This is a genomic window from Sphingomonas sp. DG1-23, assembly GCF_030730875.1.
Classification (GTDB): domain Bacteria; phylum Pseudomonadota; class Alphaproteobacteria; order Sphingomonadales; family Sphingomonadaceae; genus Sphingomonas.
Map to the genome: position 1 here is coordinate 39,603 of NZ_JAVAMA010000011.1, position 18,291 is coordinate 57,893.

General features: G+C 66.2%; 12 protein-coding genes. All 12 read left to right on the forward strand.

What is annotated here, in order from left to right:
* The 12 genes from tssK to Q9Q95_RS16890 all read left to right on the forward strand — a co-directional run bounded on the left by tssK (position 1) and on the right by Q9Q95_RS16890 (position 18,287).
* A complete protein-coding gene (gene tssK / locus Q9Q95_RS16835; RefSeq protein ID WP_306098310.1) occupies positions 1–1,473 on the forward strand; it encodes a type VI secretion system baseplate subunit TssK in 1,473 nt (490 codons plus the stop codon).
* Positions 1,470–2,267, forward strand: a complete 798-nt coding sequence (locus Q9Q95_RS16840) for a DotU family type IV/VI secretion system protein (protein WP_306098311.1) — start codon at positions 1,470–1,472, stop codon at positions 2,265–2,267. Before tssK ends, Q9Q95_RS16840 begins: the two co-directional genes overlap by 4 nt.
* Entirely contained in the window at positions 2,264–6,379 is a 4,116-nt protein-coding gene (locus tag Q9Q95_RS16845; RefSeq protein WP_306098312.1) for a type VI secretion system protein, read from the forward strand. Before Q9Q95_RS16840 ends, Q9Q95_RS16845 begins: the two co-directional genes overlap by 4 nt.
* Positions 6,376–7,488, forward strand: coding sequence for a type VI secretion system protein TssA (tssA, locus tag Q9Q95_RS16850; RefSeq protein ID WP_306098313.1), 1,113 nt, complete (start codon positions 6,376–6,378; stop codon positions 7,486–7,488). Before Q9Q95_RS16845 ends, tssA begins: the two co-directional genes overlap by 4 nt.
* Before the next feature lie 137 nt (positions 7,489–7,625).
* Complete coding sequence (gene tssB, locus Q9Q95_RS16855; protein ID WP_306098314.1) at positions 7,626–8,195, forward strand: type VI secretion system contractile sheath small subunit; 570 nt, start codon at positions 7,626–7,628, stop codon at positions 8,193–8,195.
* Positions 8,196–8,299: 104 nt separating this feature from the next.
* A complete protein-coding gene (gene tssC, locus Q9Q95_RS16860; RefSeq protein WP_306098315.1) occupies positions 8,300–9,889 on the forward strand; it encodes a type VI secretion system contractile sheath large subunit in 1,590 nt (529 codons plus the stop codon).
* Positions 9,890–9,936: 47 nt separating this feature from the next.
* Complete coding sequence (locus Q9Q95_RS16865) at positions 9,937–10,437, forward strand: type VI secretion system tube protein Hcp (protein WP_306098316.1); 501 nt, start codon at positions 9,937–9,939, stop codon at positions 10,435–10,437.
* Between the two features lie 7 nt (positions 10,438–10,444).
* Complete coding sequence (tssE, locus tag Q9Q95_RS16870; protein WP_306098317.1) at positions 10,445–10,927, forward strand: type VI secretion system baseplate subunit TssE; 483 nt, start codon at positions 10,445–10,447, stop codon at positions 10,925–10,927.
* Positions 10,917–12,734 carry a type VI secretion system baseplate subunit TssF gene (gene tssF, locus Q9Q95_RS16875; protein WP_306098318.1) on the forward strand — a complete coding sequence of 606 codons (1,818 nt, stop codon included), beginning with the start codon at positions 10,917–10,919 and terminating at the stop codon, positions 12,732–12,734. Before tssE ends, tssF begins: the two co-directional genes overlap by 11 nt.
* Positions 12,689–13,813 (forward strand): type VI secretion system baseplate subunit TssG, encoded by a 1,125-nt coding sequence (tssG, locus tag Q9Q95_RS16880; protein ID WP_306098319.1) that lies wholly within the window; start codon positions 12,689–12,691, stop codon positions 13,811–13,813. Before tssF ends, tssG begins: the two co-directional genes overlap by 46 nt.
* Positions 13,810–16,401 (forward strand): type VI secretion system ATPase TssH, encoded by a 2,592-nt coding sequence (gene tssH, locus Q9Q95_RS16885; RefSeq protein ID WP_306098320.1) that lies wholly within the window; start codon positions 13,810–13,812, stop codon positions 16,399–16,401. Before tssG ends, tssH begins: the two co-directional genes overlap by 4 nt.
* Entirely contained in the window at positions 16,398–18,287 is a 1,890-nt protein-coding gene (locus Q9Q95_RS16890) for a type VI secretion system Vgr family protein (RefSeq protein ID WP_306098321.1), read from the forward strand. The genes tssH and Q9Q95_RS16890 overlap by 4 nt, the downstream gene beginning before the upstream one ends.
* Positions 18,288–18,291: the final 4 nt, after the last annotated feature.

Sequence of the window (18,291 nt, forward strand, 5' to 3'; positions counted from 1 at the left end):
ATGCCAATCGACCCGCGCGTAATTCCGGACATGCTCCACTGGTACGAGGGCATGTTGCTGATGCCCGAACACTTCCAGTCGGCCAATCGGCGGCAGGAAGCGCTGGGCGGGTATCTGGCGCAGGCTTGTGCGCCCTATCCCTGGGGCGTGCGGACGATCGAGACCGAGCTTCGCGACGGCATTCTGATCGTGCGGAAACTTGAGGCGGTGCTCCCCGACGGGCTCGTCGTGCGGCATTTCGAGGAGGATCCCGAGACGCTCCCGCTCGAGATCGACCTAAAGCGTCAAAAGCCCAATCTCGAGCCCCAGAAGAAGCTCGCGGTCCATCTTGTGGTGCCGGCCTGGAGCGATCAGATGGTGGCGCAGGAAGGACCCGACGCGGGCACGCTGGCGCGCTATCGATCGGTCCGCGGCGCCCGGCTCGAACGCGACGACGATCCGGGGCTGAACGAACCTGCGCTCGAGGCGATGCGCGAACGGCCTTGGCTGCGCCCAATCCTGCGGCTCTACGTCACCGACGGACCGCTGATCCGGCCGCCGGGCAAATATGTCAGCATGCCGATCGCACGCGTCTATCTGAACGCGGAATCGACGATCGTCGCCGATCGGTACGAGCCACCGCGGCTCACCATCGCCGGCGCCCGCGAATTGATGGCCTGCGCGCGCGACGTCGCCGCCGAGCTTCGCGGCAAGGCGCGATTGCTCAACGACCGGCTGCAGCGCGACGGCGGGCTCCCCGATCGTCAGGCGAGCGAGGCCGCGCCGACGATCGAGATGCAGCTCCGGCTCATCGCCCGCCGTTTTCAGGCACTGCAGCACAATGTCGAGAACCTTCAGGCACTGGTGCGCACGGTTCCCCGTCTGGAGGCGCTGACCAAGGACGCGCAGACCCATCCGCTCCCGCTCTATTACGCGCTGTGCGACGTGGTCGGCGACATGGCGCTGCTGGGGGGCGAACTCAACCTGCCCGAGATTCCGGCCTACACGCATGCCGACCCGCTGGCCGCGTTCGACTTTCTCGAGCGTCACATCTTCTGCATGGCGGCGTCGCTCAACCAGAAATTCCGCGTCCTCGCATTCGAGCGCGTGACCCCCGGCCGCTTCGAGCTGGCATTCAAGGCGCAGGACCTGCCCGATCGCTTCGTCCTCGGGGCCGTGCGCGGCAAGGGTACCCCGGCGAGCCCGGTCAAGGAATGGATGACCAAGTCGATGATCGCGACCGACGAGCAGCGGCTCGATCTCAAGCTCCGCCGGGTCGGCGGCGCCCCGCGCCAGCCGATCGACCGTGATGAAACGCTCGATCTGGTCGCGCCGGCGATGACCAGCCTGTTCCGGGTCGAGGCCGAGCCCGATACGATCGATCCCGCCGGCGGCACGCTCGTCGTCGAGCACAATAACGGCGAAGCGCCGATCGCATTGCTGCTCTATCTGCCGCGCGACGTAGGCGAACCGGCCGCCGTTCCGGCGCCATGAAAGCCATTCTGCTCGCGCCGCAGGAGCAGATCGCGGCCGAACAGTTTCGATCCTTCTACGCGCGGCTCGTCGAGCTGCGCGACGCGGTTCTGTCGCCCGCTCCGCCAGCGATGCCAGAAGGCGCTTCCGAGCCGATACTGTTCCATCGCCCGACGATCGAGGATGTCCGCGCCGCGCTCCGCCAGGCGATCCTCGCCGCCGGCTATCGGCCCGAGGATGACCTCGGCGCCGCGGTGGACCCCGGCTATGTGATGGCCGCGGTCGCCGACGAAGTGCTGTTGATCCAGTGCCTCGACTGGCCCGAACACGAAGCCTGGACCGATCTGCCGCTCGAGGCGATCCTCTATGGCACCTCGCTCGCCGGCGATCGGATCTTCGAAGCGGCGCAGGAACTGATCGCCCGCCGGCGGGACGATCCGCGAACCGCCACGGTGATCCTGCTCGCCTTCATGACGGGCTTCCGTGGCCGGTATCATGGACGCGACGATCGCGGAATCATCGCGGCGATGGAGCAAGGGCTCTACCAGCTCGTCTGTCGCCGTCCCTATGTGGCGGGCGACCCGGCGCCCTATGCCGCGCCCAATCTCAACGCGACCACGCTGATCGGGCAGAGCATGCGACCGCTTCCGGTGCTCTGGCCATGGCTGGTGGCGCTGACGGCGGTGCTGCTAGCCTATCTGCCGCTCAGCCACCTCATCTGGTGGTCCGACGTGCGCAAGATCGACAAGGTCGCCGACTCGATCGTCGAGCTTCACGAGAATAACGAGCGACGCTCGAGGGAAACGATCCAGTGAACGGGACGTTGCTCGCCGGAATCATTGGCGGGCTGACGCTATTGCTCTTCGTCGGGCTGTTCATCGCCGTGAAATGGGGCGGACTGGTCAAGATCGAGGCGCCCGCCGCACCAGCGGCCGATGCACCGGCGCTGCGGCCGAGCGAGCTTGCTCCGCCCGCCAAGCTGCGCACTACCATTCGCATTGCGCTGCGCGAGCTGCGCGTTCTGGTGGCGGGCGGGCGCGGCCCGACCGAAGTGCCGTGGACCCTGGTCGTCGGAGTCGGGCATGCCGATTACGAAGCCCTGTTGCCGGCGCCGCTGCAATTCCAGCACGAGATGAGCTGGCTCGACGACCAGCGGCTGGCGAAGGTCGGAACGGTCAGCTTCCGCGATGGCGGCGTAGTGATCGGCTTCGAGGACGGCGCAGTCGAGCCGCCTCAGGCCGAGCGGCGGCTGATCGACCTGTTGCGCGAAGTCGAGGTCGTCCGGCCGCACCGGCCGATCGACTCGCTGATCGTCGTGATCCCTTGCCCCTTCCTGATGGACGCCGCGACCGCGCCGGATCTCGCAGCGACCCGGGGACGCCAGCTCTACGACATCATCCTGACCGTGCAGCAGCGCACGGGATGGCGCGTGCCCGTCTATCTGGTCTTGTCCGACGCGGACCGAATCCAGGGTTTTGCGCCGATCGCGCAGGCGGTGCTGGCGCATTCCGCCAATCCGATGATCGGCTGGCCGGCACCCAAGGCGCTGGACAGCCTGTTCGAGCCGAGCTGGATCGACGAAGCTTTCGAAGCGATGCGATCGACCTTGTCGACCGAGCAGATCCATCTGCTGATGAGTCTCGACGGCGATCGGATCGCGGAGGACGTCCTGCTTTTTCCGGATCGCCTCGCGCGGATCAAGCCGGCGCTCGCCGTTCTGCTGGGCCAGATGCTGGAGACCAGCGCCTATCACGAAGGCTTCATGCTCCGCGGCATCTTCCTGACCGGGGAGACCAGCGAGCGCCCGCAGCTGCTCGACTTGGGGCCGCCGGACGCGATGGCGGAGGAAGAGGCGCCCGCCGTGGAGCCCGAAATCGCGGAGATTGCACCAGCCGTCGATCCGCAGCCGCTCGCCGACACCCTGTTCCGGCGCAAGATCTTTCCCGAAGCCGGCCTCGCGCAACCGGCTTATGGCGAAATGACCCGGCGTCACCGAATGGTGCGCAGGGCCAAGATCGCGCTGGCCGCGTCGGTATTGCTCTCGCTGGCCGGATTCGCAGCGGTGCAGCATCAGACCAGCCGGCACCTGCCGCCGGTCAAGGCGCTGCTTGACGACATATTGCGGATCGGAATCGCGACCGATCGCAACGAAGCCGCGACCCGGGTCCGCGGCAGCGGAAAGTGCATGGAGCGGGTCGGCGTGACCGTCGCGACGCCCGAAGCGCGGGCGCGGTTCAGGGCGCGACGCGACCTTTCGATCAGCCTGCTCGAAAGCATGTCGAGACTGGACGTCAATCGCGTCGAGACGTTGTTCGCCCCGACCTCCTTCCTCTCGCACACCAATGCCGAGATCCAGGCGGCGATCGAGTCGAGCTTCCACGACGTGGTGTTCGACGCGATCTCCGAAAGCATGGCGACTCCGGCCGGGATCGATGCGCTGGTGACCCAGAACGCATCGCAGCCCGACGCCGCGATCTCGTGGAAGGCCGTGACCGACAATGTCGTCCTCTACGACCGGAATTACCGCATTGCCCGTTCGATGGAGACGATGACCGCCGAGGATGCCGCGGCAGTGAAGAGCTTCTCGGATCTGGTGAGTTATGCGCTGTTCGAGCAGCTGCCTCCGCGGTTCACGCGCAATTACGAACTCTATTCGGCGGGCATCACCGATCATCCGGTACCGTGTCTGAGCAGCGAGATGGTGCGTCAGACGCTGCAGGACGTGCTGGCCCGGCGTTACCGGCTGGCGACCGAATTAATGTATCTCCGCAATCCGCTGATGATCACGACCAATTCGATCGCGGCGCGGTTCACGGCGATCGACGGAATCGATTCGTCTGACGAATCGCTGATGGCGCTCGTCAAGGAACTCGATGCGATCTCCGCCGAGCTCGCGGCAGCGGGAAAATATAGCTGGGTCTACGCCGCCAGCGTGGAAGAGATGCCGGTCTTGCCGATCGATCGGCTCTACGGCCTGCAAGTGGTGGATCGCGCCTTCGCGCGCCGCTTGCCCGAGGAAAATCGCCAGATCGCTTTCGATGCGGCGGTGCGGCTGCGCTCGGCGCAGCTGTTCGATGCCGCGCTGCTGAGCCCCGACCTCGCATCGAGCGCGCCTGCCGCGCCGGGTACGCCTGGTGCGCCTGGTGCGCCTGCGGTGCCTGTTGCTGCGGTCGCGGCGATCGAAACGCCGGCCCTCTCCAAGGCCGCGGTGGATTCGCGCGAGTTCCTGCGCAAATTGTTCGCCCAGCCTTATATGGACGCGGGACCACCGACCGCCGCCACGGCCACGGCCACGGGGTCGCGGGTTAGCTGGGATCTCGCGCGGCTGCAGGTCGCGCAAAAGGCAGTCGAGAGCTATGCCGAGTTCGTCGCCTCGGGCAGCGGCGACGCTCCGATCGAACTCCGCAACATAGCGCTCGCCAGCGCCGAGCAGCATTTTGCAGGCCATCTCGAACAATTGGTCAACCAGGCCGCCCAGCCCGGCACGGCCGCGGCCGGCAACGAAACCGCCAATTTCGTCCAGGCACTGCCGGTGCTGATCAAGATCCGCGACGCGCTTCGCGGCGCCGGCGCCGAACAATCGGCCGCCGGGCTCGACACGCGGGTCGCCGATCAGGCGGGCCGGCTGCTCGCCGATGCCGATCGTGCGCTGACTGCCGATGGCGGCCCCTATGCGATCGATCCTGCCGGGCTGGCCGCATGGGACGGCACCGGCTCGCTGGCCGCGGCCTTGTTCGGGGTCGAGACCGTCGACGATCTCAAGGCGACCTTGCCCCAGCGCCGCGCGCGCGTCGCCGACATCGCACGGTCGCGCGCCGCGCCGCTGATCGGCTATCTGCGCGAGCCCGGGACCGCCGCCGGCGCCGCGACGCTGGCGCGCGCCAATCGCTGGCAGGCGATCCTCCTGACGCTCGACGCCTATGACGGCAACAGCCCGAGCAACTCGCTCGCACGGCTCGAGCAATACATTACCGTCGACATCGACAAGCTCCAGCGCCGCGACTGTGCCCGCGCGCGCAGCTTCTCGACCCGCTCGACCGACTATTTCGCCGCGCAGCAGGCAGCGATCAGCGCGCGGGTGATCGGCCATTGCCGGCTCGCGGCGGCGGGCAGCACCGAGGCGCAGTTCGACCAGCTTCGCGAGGCGTTCAACGCCAGCCTCGCCGGCCGCTTCCCCTTCGCCTCCGACGTCGAGGCGCCGGCCGCCGATCCTGGCGACGTCCAGGCGTTCTTCGGCCAGTTCGGCGCCGTGCTCCAGCCGCTCAAGGACGATATTGACATCACGCCGGGCTTCGGCGGTTCGGGACGCATGGCATCGGCGACGCTCGCGCAGCTTGTGCGCGTGCAATCCGCGCTCGCGCCGATGCTCGACGCGGCGGGGCCGGCGCCGCTCACCTATCGCGTCGGAGTCAATTTCTTCTCGGATCCCGATCTCGCGCGCGGCCAGGAGCAGGTCATCGAAGGCAGCCTCGGCACGCCGGTCAGCCGCGCGCTGACCCGCGGCGCGGCCAGGGAATTCGTCTGGAACAACGGCCAGCCGGTGCTCGCGCGCTTCCGCTGGGCGATCAACGCGCCCTCGATCCCGCGCACCGGCGGCAAATGCGTTCCCCAGCCCGACGGAAGCGTGGCGAGCTTCCGCGTCGACGGGGATTGGGCGCTGTTCCGCCTGCTCCGCCGTCATGCCCCCGGTGACGGCATCCGCGCCTCGGTCACGCAGGGCGCCCCGGTCGCTTTCGACGTGGATCTGTGCGCCAATCAGGAACGCGCCTCCGGGGGCGACCTGGTCGAGGACGCCCGGATCCTCGCGCGCCTCTCGTTGTGGGCGACGGTGCGCGGAGGCGACAAGCCCGATCGGCAGGTGCCCGTCTTGCTTCCCGACTTCCCTTATACGATCGACCCGCTCGTGCGCGTCGGGGCGCGCCGATGACCGAGGCGGTCGAAGACCATGATCTCGCGATCGACGCCGGCCACCCACTGGCCGAAACCGTCGCACGCCTGACCGCCCCCATCAGCGATTCGGCCCCCGGCGGCGCCGATCTGCGACACGAAGGGACCTATGACGCAATCGACGAAGCGCGGCGCAACGAGAATGCCCGGCTGCCCCAGGGGGTCTGGCAACGCGAGGTCAAGCAGGCCGACTGGGCACAGGTCGAGCGGCTCTGCGTCGAGGCGCTTGCCACGCGCACCAAGGATCTGCGCATCGCCTGTTGGCTGGCCGAGTCGTGGGTCCGCCGCTTCGGCTTTGCCGGACTTGCCCCCGGGCTGGCGCTCGCCGAGGGGCTGTGCCGATTGTTCTGGGACGATCTCCAGCCGAGCATCGGCGGCGATCCGGCGACGCACATCGCCGCGATCGACTGGCTGAACCAGCGGCTACCGGTCGCGCTACGCCAGGTGCCGATCGTGATCAGCGCCGTGGCGCCCGATGCGCAATACACCTGGTCCGACTATCTCGACGCGCAACGGCTGGAGCTCATCCGCGGCAAGGACAGTGCCGCCGCGCAGCGCGCCGAGGCCGGCGGCAGCGTGACGCTGAAGATGATCGAGACCTGTCAGGACCGCACCGGCAGCGACCATCTGAACGCGCTCGCCACGGACGCCGAAGCCGGGCTCGCGGCGCTGACGCGGCTGGATGCTACGCTCGATGCCTGTTGCGGCAAGGACGCTCCGGGACTCAGCAACATCCGCTATCTGGTGGACGACATCGCCCGCTTCGCCGGAGCGACGGTCGCGGCGCGCCACGCGTTGCGGCTCGAACCCGCGCCGGCGGTGGACACTTCCGTCAATCCCGGCGCGATGCAGCTCGACCATCTGCCGACGAGCGCGGCGATGTCACGCGACCTCGCCTATCGCCAGCTGGCGGTGATCGCCCGATTCCTGCGCGAGAACGAGCCGCACAGCCCGGTGCCTTATGTCCTCGAAAATGTGGCCTCGTGGGGCCGGATGTCGCTGGTCGAGCTCGACGAAGCGCTCCGCGATCAGGGTAGCAGCGTTTCGCTGCTGATAGAAGCTCTCGGCATGACCTCTTCAGACTCGTGAGTAATTTGCAAAAGTCACGGAAAACACGTTCAAACCCGGTTGTAAATCATGCCTCGTCATGTTGTAGTCGTGTCAGAGCGGGACAGGAATACAGGTGAGTCTCTGCCTTTCTGGCGGACTCCTGCGTATTGCATTGAATGGGGGAGTCGATGGCAGATAGTACCCAGCACAAGATCGGTCGCAACCGGTCGCCTCGCGTGCAGATCACCTATGATGTTGAAATCGGTAACGCGATAGAAAAGCAGGAAATTCCCTTTGTTGCCGGGATTATGGCGGACTTGTCCGGTTTCGGCGACTCTGTTCCGGCTGATCGTCTGGCGCTCAAGGATGTCGGTCGGTCTTTCGTGGAGATCGACCGCGACAATTTCGGCGATGTCCTCGCCAAGGTAGCGCCCAAGCTCACCGGAATCGACGGCGCGCTCGATGCCGAGGGCCAGGATGCCGACGGGCTGACCTTCCGATCGATGGACGATTTCAATCCCGCCGCGCTCGTGCAGCGCGTGAAGAGCCTCAAGCAGCTGCAGGACCAGCGCTCGGCGCTGCGCGACTTGCTGACCAAGCTCGACAGCAACGACGCGCTCTATCGCGCGGTCAAGGAGCGCGTTCAGGGCAAGACGATGAAGGCACTGGGAGACGCCGCGGCCACGCAGCTCGCGCAGCTCCAGGCGCCGGCCGGGGAGCCGGCCGACAAGGAAAAGAAGAAATAGCATCGCGCCGCCGGAGCCGGCGGCAGAGCATCGTTGGTTGGGCTGCGACTTGCCCGCTCCGGCGGGGAACGCTCGCGGCCTGAAAGTTCTGGAAGGGGGCGATCATGCCTGAGTCAAAGACCGACACCGACACCGATCTCAACAGCTTCTTCGAAGTCGCCCGCCTGCCCAAAATCGCCGAGGGCAGCGCCGGCGCGCTGTCCAAGGCCGAGACCGATCAGCAGGTTCGCGGGCTCAACATGGTCAAGGTGTTCAGCGACACCGTCGAGACCGTGAACGGCGAGGCGGACAGCGACGACGTCAACGTCCAGAAGATCATCCAGGACAAGATCGACGAACTCGACCGCGAGATCGCCGGCGGACTCAACGATCTGCTTCACAACCCCGCGCTGCAGAAGCTCGAGGCGACGTGGCGCGGGCTTCAGTACCTCGTATTCAACACCGAGACCTCGACGCGGCTCAAGCTGCGCGTGCTCGATGTGACCGAGAAGGAGCTTCGCGACGACCTCGAAAAGGCAGTCGAGTTCGATCAAAGCGCCTTGTTCAAGAAGGTCTATGAAGAGGAATACGGCACCTTGGGCGGCAAGCCCTATGGCTGCCTCGTCGGCGATTTCAGCTTCAATCGTTCGGCGCCCTCGATTTCGTTCGTGAAGAAGCTGGCGGCGGTGGCGTCGGCGGCGCATGCCCCGCTGATCGCCGCGGCGCATCCCAGCCTGTTCGACCTGCAGAGCTTCGAGGATCTGCCCAAGCCGCGCGATCTCGCCAAGATCTTCGAATCGAGCGACATGGCCGAATGGTCGGCGTTCCGCGAGAGCGAGGACAGCCGCTATGTCACGCTCACGCTGCCGCGGGTGCTGATGCGGCTACCTTATGACCCGGTCAACAACCCGGTCGAGGGGCTCAACTTCAAAGAGGAGGTGGGCACGCGCAAGACGCCCGACGGCACCGTCTTCGATCCCACCGCCGCACCCAATCCCGACATGCCGGTCGAGGAAGCGCGGCTCAGCCTCGAGCCGAGCGCGGACAAATATCTGTGGGGCAACCCCGCCTATGTGCTCGCACAGAGGGTGACCAATGCCTTTGCGATGTTCAGCTGGACCGCGGCGATCCGCGGCGTCGAGGGCGGCGGCAAGGTCGAGAATCTGCCGCTGCATCGCTTCAAGTCGGTCCATGGCGACAAGGCGATGATCATCCCGACGGAAGTGGCGATCACCGATCGCCGCGAGAAGGAATTGAGCGACCAGGGCTTCATCTCTTTGGTCTATTGCAAGGACACCAATTACGCGGCGTTCTTCGGCTCGCAGACCGTCAACAAGCCCAAGAAATACAATCTCGCCTCGGCCAATTCGAACGCCGAGCTCTCGGCGCGGCTGCCCTATATCCTCAATACCTCGCGCTTCGCACATTACATCAAGGTGATGATGCGCAACCGCATCGGCAGCTTCATGACCAAGGAGAATGTCCAGGCATATCTGACCACCTGGATCAGCGACTATGTGCTCGACAAGGACGATGCGGGGCAGGACCTCAAGGCCAAATATCCTCTGCGCGAGGCGCGGATCGACGTGGTCGACGTGCCGGGCCAGCCGGGAGCGTACAGCGCCACGGTTTTCCTGCGGCCGCATTTCCAGCTCGAGGGGCTCTCCGCGTCGCTGCGTCTGGTCGCCGAATTGCCCGCGCCCGTAGCCGCCTGACGGCACGGCGCGCGCGGTGCAGCAATCATCTTTGAAGGGGGTGTCCGATGGCCGTTAATGTTTTCCTCAAGTTCGACGAGCCCGCCATCGAGGGCGAATCCACGGATTCGAAGCACGCCAAGGAAATCCAGGTGCTGTCGTGGAGCCACAGCTTCAACCAGCCGACCAAGGCGACGCGCAGCTCGGCCGGCGGAGGCACCGTCGAGCAGGCGAACCATTCGGATTTCACCTTCTCCAAATATCTCGACACCGCGACCGACGACCTGCTCAAATATTGCTGGAACGGCAAGCAGATCGGCAAGGCGACGCTGACCTGCTATCGTTCGGACGGTGACGATGCCGCGATCCTGTACCTTCAGGTCGACATGGAAGACATCATCATCAGCAATATCAGCATCGGCGGCGGGCCGGGCGATCTGCCGACCGAGAACATCTCGCTGGCCTATGGCAAGGTCACCTATACCTACAAGTCGCAGAAGCCGGACACCGGCGAAGCGGGCGGGGTCCAGCCGGTGTCGCACGATCTGATCAAACAGCTCGTCAGCTGATCGGAATATGGCCGCCCATCCGGAGGGCCATGTCCCCGCATTGCTGTTCGATCGCCTGTTGTCGAAGGACGAGGGGAGCGAAGGCGCGTCCGCGCCGCCGCGTCATGTGTTCGACAAGCAGGCCTTGCTCGGCTCGATCGAGGAACAGCTCGGCTGGCTGCTCAACACTCGCGTACCGGTCGACTACGAGACGCTCGACGCGCGGACCCAGCGCGGGGTGCGAACCACGATCGATTACGGCCTGCCCGATCTGACGGTCTATCCGATCGGGGATCCCGAGGCGATGGCGCGCCTCACCCGCCACCTCGCCCAAACGATCGCAGCGTTCGAGCCGCGGCTGCGCGCACCGCGCGTCCGCATCGTGCCGAGCGGCGACCGCGGCGACACGCTGATCGCCGAGGTTTCGGGCGAAGTCCGCATCGGACTGATGGCCGAGGCCGCCGCGTTCGTCTTCGAGATCGGCGTCGAAGGATCGGGCAATGGCAGCTGAGGCCGAATTCCTCACTTACTATCTTGCCGAGATCAACCATCTGCGGCTCGCCGGGACGCGCTTCTCGCAGGAATATCCGCACCTCGCGACCGGGCTCGATTTCCAGGGCAAGGAAACCGACGACCCCCAGGTCGCGCGGCTGATCGAATCCTTCGCTTTCCTCGCCGCCAAGCTCCAGCAGCAATTCAACGCGCAATTCCCCGAAGTCCCCACTGCGTTGCTCGACGCGCTCTATCCGCAGCTGGTGACACCGATCCCGTCGATGGCGATCGCGCAATTCAAGGTCGCCGAGAAGCAGCAGCGCGCGATGGAAGGCGTGGTCGTGCCGCGGATGACCGCGGTCTACGCCACAACTTCTTCCGGCGCCGAATGCCGGTTCTGGACGGGCACGCCGCTGCGGCTGTGGCCGGTCGAGGTCGGCAGGGTCCAGCTCCAGCCGGGGATCGAGCTCGAGATCCTCGACGATCGGCCGGGCGTCCAGTCATGCTTGCGAGTGCGGCTGCGCTGCATCGGCGAGAACCGGAGCTTCGCCGATTTCGCGCCCTCGTCCCTGCGTTTCTACATTGATGGCGAGCGCAATTCGCGCTTCCGGCTGTTCGAACTGCTCACCAACAATCTGGTCGAGATCGCAGTCGCGCGGGGCGATGGCGAAACCGCCGAATTCGCGACCGGGCTGACGCTCCGCCATGTCGGGCTCGACCTCGCCGACGCGATGCTGCCCTATCCCGAGGCGTCGCATCACGGCTATCGGCTGATCCAGGAATATTTCGCCTTCCCCGACAAGTTCATGTTCGTCGAGCTGGCCGGCCTGACGCCCGAATTGCTCGGCAATGGCAGCGAGATAGACTTGCTGTTCCTCCTTGGCGAGGAACCCAGCGAGCGGCTGATGATCGACAACAATACGCTGCGGCTCGGCTGCGTTCCGATCATCAACCTGTTCCAGCGCACCAGCGAGCCGATCCGGCTCGACCATATGAGCGTCGAGTATCTGCTCGAGCCCGACGTCCGCGCCGCCGCCTCGGCCGAAGTGCACAGCGTGCTGAGCGTCAATCGCTCGGCCGCGGGAAACAGCCAGACCGACGTCATCCCGCCCTATTTCAGCACCAATTCCGCCGACGCCGACGCGGGACGGTTGCGCTGGCTCGCACGGCGGCATCCGGTCACCAACCCGGCGATCAGCGGGACCGAAGTCCAGCTCTCGTTCGTCGACCCTGCGATGAACCCGATGGTGCCGGCCGAGGACGTGCTGTTCGCGCAATTGCTGTGTACCAATCGCGGCATGCCACGGCAGATTTCGACCACGACCAGGCTGCAGATCGAGATGGATCTGCCGATCGAGCGCATCCACTGCCTCGCCCGGCCCACCCCGCCGATCGACCCGCCGGTGATCGGCGAGAATTTGTGGCGGCTGGTATCGCACCTCACGCTCAACAAGCTGACTCTCCAGAACGGCCGCCAGAGTCTCGATCCGCTAAGGCAGATCCTGTACCTCTACAGCGGCAGCGAGGAGAATTCGCGCAAACGCAGGCAGATAGACGGCATCGTCGGTATTTCGACGCGCCCGGTGGTGCGGCGTACCGGGGACAAATATTGGCGGGGCTTCGTCCGCGGGACCGAAATCACGCTCCAGATCAACGACAAGGATTTCGTCGGCGCAAGCGCCTTGCTGCTCGGCGCGATCCTCGACCGCTTCTTCGCGCTCTATGCCGGCGTGAACAGCTTCACCGAACTCGTGATCCGCCGCGACGGTCAGGAAGAGGAATGGAAACGATGGCCCGCGCGCGCCGGGGAAAAACCCCTCCTCTGATCCAGTTGCTGCAGCGCGAGCCCTATCGGTTCGACAGCAGCCAGGTCGTCCGGATACTCGAAGCGCGGAAGCAGGCGCTGCGGACCGCCGAGATCCGCTTCCGCAGCAGCCTGAGCCTGACTTTCCCGGTCAGCGACGTGGAATCGGTCGTGGTGCCGGCAGAACTCCGGCAATCGCCGGTGGTGACGGTGAGCTTTCTCGGACTGGGTGGCGCGATGGGGCCCCTGCCCACGCCCTATACCGAGCATCTCAACAACGCCGTGCGGCGCCGTGAGCCCGCGGGGCGCGACTTCCTCGACCTGTTCAACCACCGGCTGGTCACCGCCGCGACCGATCTGGCGAAGCTGTTTCGTCCCACGCTTCAGGCTCCGATACCGCACGAGTCCGCGCATGCGCGCTATCTCTACGCATTGCTCGGCCTGCGCACCCCAGGGATCGTCGAGGCCATTCCCGGGCTAGCCCCGACGCTGCTGCCGCTGACGGCATTGCTCAACGCGCGTCCGCTCAGCGCGCATGCGATCGAGCGCATGCTCCGCGCCTATTTCGGCGTATCCGCGCGGGTGATACCTTTTCGCGGCGGCTGGTTCGACGTGCCGCCGGATCAGCGCAGTGCGATTGGCGTTACCGGCCGCAACCGCGCGCTCGGCAGCAATGCGATGCTCGGCGGACGGCAATGGGACCAGTCGGCCGGCATCACCGTCGAGATCGGTCCACTGCCGATCGCCGAAGCCGAGCGCTTCCTCCCCGCAGGTGCCCCGCACGCGCGGCTGACCGAATTGCTCGATTTCGTCCTCGGCGGCGAAGTCGAAGTGGCGGTGCGGCTGCTGGTGGATACGCGCACCGTGCGCAGCTCGCATCTTGCGCGTGCCGGAACGATGCGGCTCGGCTGGACGTCGTGGCTGCATCGCACCGGATCGCCGGGCCGGATCAACCGACCGACGCTGGGCCGCTCTGCGCGGCTGGGCGGACGTGCCGACGCCGAATCCGCACGGCGCCTTGCCGGCAACAGTCTTCCCGCGCTGCGCGTGATCGCATTGCGCCCCGCGCTCAACGTCTTCAGGCCCGCGCCGCTGCCGTGATCGCGCTCAAGGCCTTGATGGGAAAGCTCAGCCGCACGTGCCGCGCAGCGCTCGAGCGCGCCGCCGAACGGAGCCTCCAGCAAGGCCATTTCGCCGTCGAGATCGAACATGTGCTGCTCGAGCTGGTCGACGATCCAGGCTCCGATCTCGCCATCGCGCTCGACCGCTACGAAGCCGATCCTGCCGCGCTGACCGGGCAGCTCCAGCAGGCACTGATGCGGTTCAGCGTGGGCAACCGCGAAAATCCCGGCGTATCGGCGCAACTGGCGACCGCGATCGAGGCCGCGTGGCTGATCGCTTCGATCGATCAGGATCTTGCGGTGATCAGCTCGGCCTGCCTGCTCCAGGCAGTCGTCGAGGACAGCCGCATCCGCGAGGCAGTGGTCGGCGGCGTGCCCGAGCTGGCGAGGCTCCCGCGCCAGCGGCTCGCCGACGACCTGACCGAGATTGTCGCGGCGGGGCATGAAGCGGGGCGCCGCGACCTCATCCCTGCCGCTGCGGCGTCGGGCGAAACCCGCGGGGCGGCGCTGGCCAGCTTCACCATCGATCTCACCGCCCAAGCGCGTGCCGGCAAGCTCGATCCGGTGATCGGCCGCGAACCCGAGATCGATCAGGTGATCGAGATCCTGATGCGCCGCCGCCAGAACAATCCGATCCTCACGGGCGACGCCGGGGTGGGCAAGACCGCGATCATCGAAGGCCTGGCGCAGCGCATCGCCGAGGGCCAGGTGCCCGAAGCGCTCGCCGGAGTCGCCTTGCTCGCGCTCGATCTTGGGCTGCTGCAGGCCGGGGCGAGCATGAAGGGCGAGTTCGAGCAACGATTGCGCGACGTGATCGAAGAAGTGGGCGGAGCGCCCGCGGCAACGATCCTGTTCATCGACGAGGCGCACATGCTGGTCGGCGCCGGCGGGGCGCCGGGTCAGGCCGACGCCGCCAATCTGCTCAAGCCCGCACTGGCTCGCGGCGGGCTGCGCACGATCGCGGCGACGACCTGGGGCGAATATAAGCGCTATTTCGAGAAGGACGCGGCGCTGGCGCGGCGCTTTCAGCCGGTCAAGGTCAGTCCGCCGAGCGTCGACACCAGCGTGATCATTCTCCGCCATCTCAGCGCGAAGCTGGAGGCGTTCCACCGGGTGCGGATCACCGAAGAGGCGCTCGCCGAAGCGGCGCGCATGTCGGAACGCTACGTCACCGACCGGCAATTGCCCGACAAGGCGATCAACGTGCTCGACACCGCCTGCGCACGCGTCGCGATCGCGCAATCCTGCCCGCCGCACCGGCTCGATTCGGCCGAACTGGTCTGCGCCAATCTCGACGCCGAGATCGCCCGGCTCGACGACGCTCCGGCGGGCGATCCCGAGCAGGACGAACGCCTCGCCCAATTGCTGCGCGACCGCGCGGATGCGCAAGACACGCGCGATGCGATCGCCAGCCGTTGGGAACAGGAACGCTATACGTTCGACCGGATCCGCGCGCTCGAGCGCCAGCTGGAGGAACATCCCGGCGATCCTGCGCGGGGCGAATTGCACGGGCTGAATCTCGAGCTGGCGGAAATCCAGCAAGACGATCCGCTGGTCCCGATCGCCGTCGACCGCCGCGCGATCGCCGACGTCGTGTCGGGATGGACCGGGGTGCCGATCGACGCGATCCTCGGCAATGCCAGCGCCACCGCGCGCGATCTCGGCGACCGACTCGCCGGCCGGATCATCGGCCAGAGCGCGGCGATCGACACGATCGTGCGCCGGGTGCAGACCTTCCAGGCCGGACTCGGCGATCCCACCAAGCCCACCGGCGTGTTCCTGCTCTGCGGCCCTAGCGGCGTCGGCAAGACCGAAACCGCGATGGCGCTGGCCGAGATGCTGTTCGGCGGTCCGCGCGCGCTGATCACGGTCAACATGTCCGAATATCAGGCCGCACATTCGGTGTCGGGGCTCAAGGGTGCCCCGCCGGGCTATGTCGGCTACGGCAAGGGCGGCATTCTGACCGAAGCGGTGCGTCGCCAGCCTTATTCGGTGATGCTGCTCGACGAAGTGGAGAAAGCGCACCCCGACGTGCTCGAGATCTTCTATCAGGTATTCGACCGCGGCATGCTGGAGGACAGCGAAGGCGTCACGGTCGATTTCACCCATACCTTGATCCTGCTCACCTCGAATGTCGGGACCGATGTCCTCGCCCAAGCGCGCGCCGAGCGGGCCGAGGCGCGCGCGATCACCACGGCGCTGCAGCCCGAACTGCTCCGGCATTTCGCGCCCGCCTTCCTCGCCCGACTGGTGGTGGTGCCCTATCTGCCGCTCGGCACGGCGGAGATCGTCGCAGTGGCGAAGCTCAAGCTCGACCGGATCAGCGCGCGTTTCACCGCCTCGCGGCGGGGCGAGCTCACCTATGACCATGCCGTCGTTCTGGCGATCGCAGCCGAGGCCGACCAGGCCGAGGGCGGCGCGCGTAGCGTCGATGCGATCATCACCCATCAGATCCTGCCCGATCTCTCGGCGGCCCTGCTCAACCGCCTCGCCGAAGGCGCCCCCGTCCAGTCCGCCCACATCTCGGTCGACGGCCGCGGGCGGCTGCGGGTCGACATCGACCGATGACCGATCTCTCCTGGTCGCTCGAAGTCGCCACGCCGCTCGGCGCCGGCGTGCTGTCGCTGCAGTCGTTCGAAGGCGTGGAGACGATCTCGCGCCCGTTCCTGTTCAACCTGATCGCATCGACCAGCGCGGCGTGGCTCGATCCGCAGGCGATCGCCGGCAAGCCGATCGACGTCACCCTGAAAGGCGGCGACGGCATCGCGCGCACCTTCAACGGGGTGGTGTCGCGCTTCAGCCAGGGCAGCTCGCGCTGCACGATCGAGATGCGGCCATGGCTATGGCTGCTGACGCTGTCGCGCAACCACCGCATCTTCCAGAACCTCACCGTCGCCGAGATCCTGACCAAGGTGTTCGCCGATTACGATCTGCAGACCGTACGCAACGATCTCGTGCTCAGCTACACGCCGATCGAATATTGCGTTCAATATGACGAATCCGACTTCGATTTCGTCAGCCGGCTGATGGAAACAGCGGGTATCGCTTATTATTTCGAGCAGAAGCCGGGCAAGCACACCCTGGTGCTGGTCGATGATCCGGCCAAATTCCCCGCCTGCCCCAATGCCGCATCGGTGCCGTGGCTCGCGCTGGGCGGCGCCAGCGAATGGCTGTCGGACCTGCGGATCGAGAGCGTCGAGCTCGAGCAAATTGCAGTGCCCGGCGGCTTCAAGACCACCGACTATAACTTCACCACTCCCGCAACCGCGCTGCTGGCGAGCGCCGGCGAAGGCAAAGTCTACGAATATCCCGCCGGCGCGGCGCTCAAGGCCGATTCCGAGGCGGTCGCCAAGCGGCGCGGCGAGGAGCTCGCGGCTTTGGCCAGCCAGCTCCATGGCAGCTCGCCGCTCCGCCATCTCGCCAGCGGCACCAATTTCACGCTGACCGGCCATCCCGCCGACGCGTTCAACAAGAAATACGCATTGCTCAGCGTCCATCACGACGCCCAGCGCCGCGGCTATGCCAATCGCTTCACCGCCTTCCCCGCCGACATCCCGTTCCGCCCGGCGCGCATCACTCCGCGCCCGCGCATCGCCGGCTCGCAGACCGCGATCGTCGTCGGCCCCTCGGGCAAGGAGATCTGGACCGACGAATATGGTCGGATCAAGGTCCAGTTCCACTGGGACCAGCTCGGCAAGAAGGATGCCGACAGCTCGTGCTGGGTGCGCGTTTCGCAGAGTTGGGCGGGCAAGAGCTGGGGCGCGTTCGCGCTGCCCCGGATCGGACAGGAAGTGGTGATCAGCTTCCTCGAAGGCGATCCCGATCGGCCCCTCGTCACCGGCTGTGTCTACAATGGCGACAATCCGGTGCCCTATGCGCTCCCCGACAATCAGAGCCGCACCACGCTAAAGAGCCAGTCGACGCCGAGCGCCGAAGGTTTCAACGAGCTGCGTTTCGAGGACAAAGCCGGCGACGAGGAGGTATTCCTCCAGGCGCAGAAGGATCTGACGGTAAAGGTGCTCAACAACAGCACCGAAACGGTCAAGCAGGATCGCAGCGTCACCGTCGAGGAAGGCAATGACGCCTTCACCGTCAGCAAGGGCAACTGGACCACCTCGATCGCCACCGGCAACGCCACCCACGGCGTGAAGGGCAATTCCACCGTCACGATCGAAGGCAATGCCGACGAGACGGTGAAGGGCGATGCGTCGCAGACCGTCTCGGGCAATCTGACCATCGAAGTCACCGGCAACGTCACGATCAAGGCGAGCGGCAGCGTCGCGATCGAATCGGGTACGGGGATGACGGTGAAAGGCGGCACCAGCGTCGCGATCGAGGCGGGCACCGCGCTGACCCTCAAGGGGCTGACGGTGGAAGTGACCGCGAGCGCGAGCGGAAAGTTCGATGGCGGCGGGATGCTCGAACTGAAGGGCGGGCTGGTGAAATTGAATTAGCGAC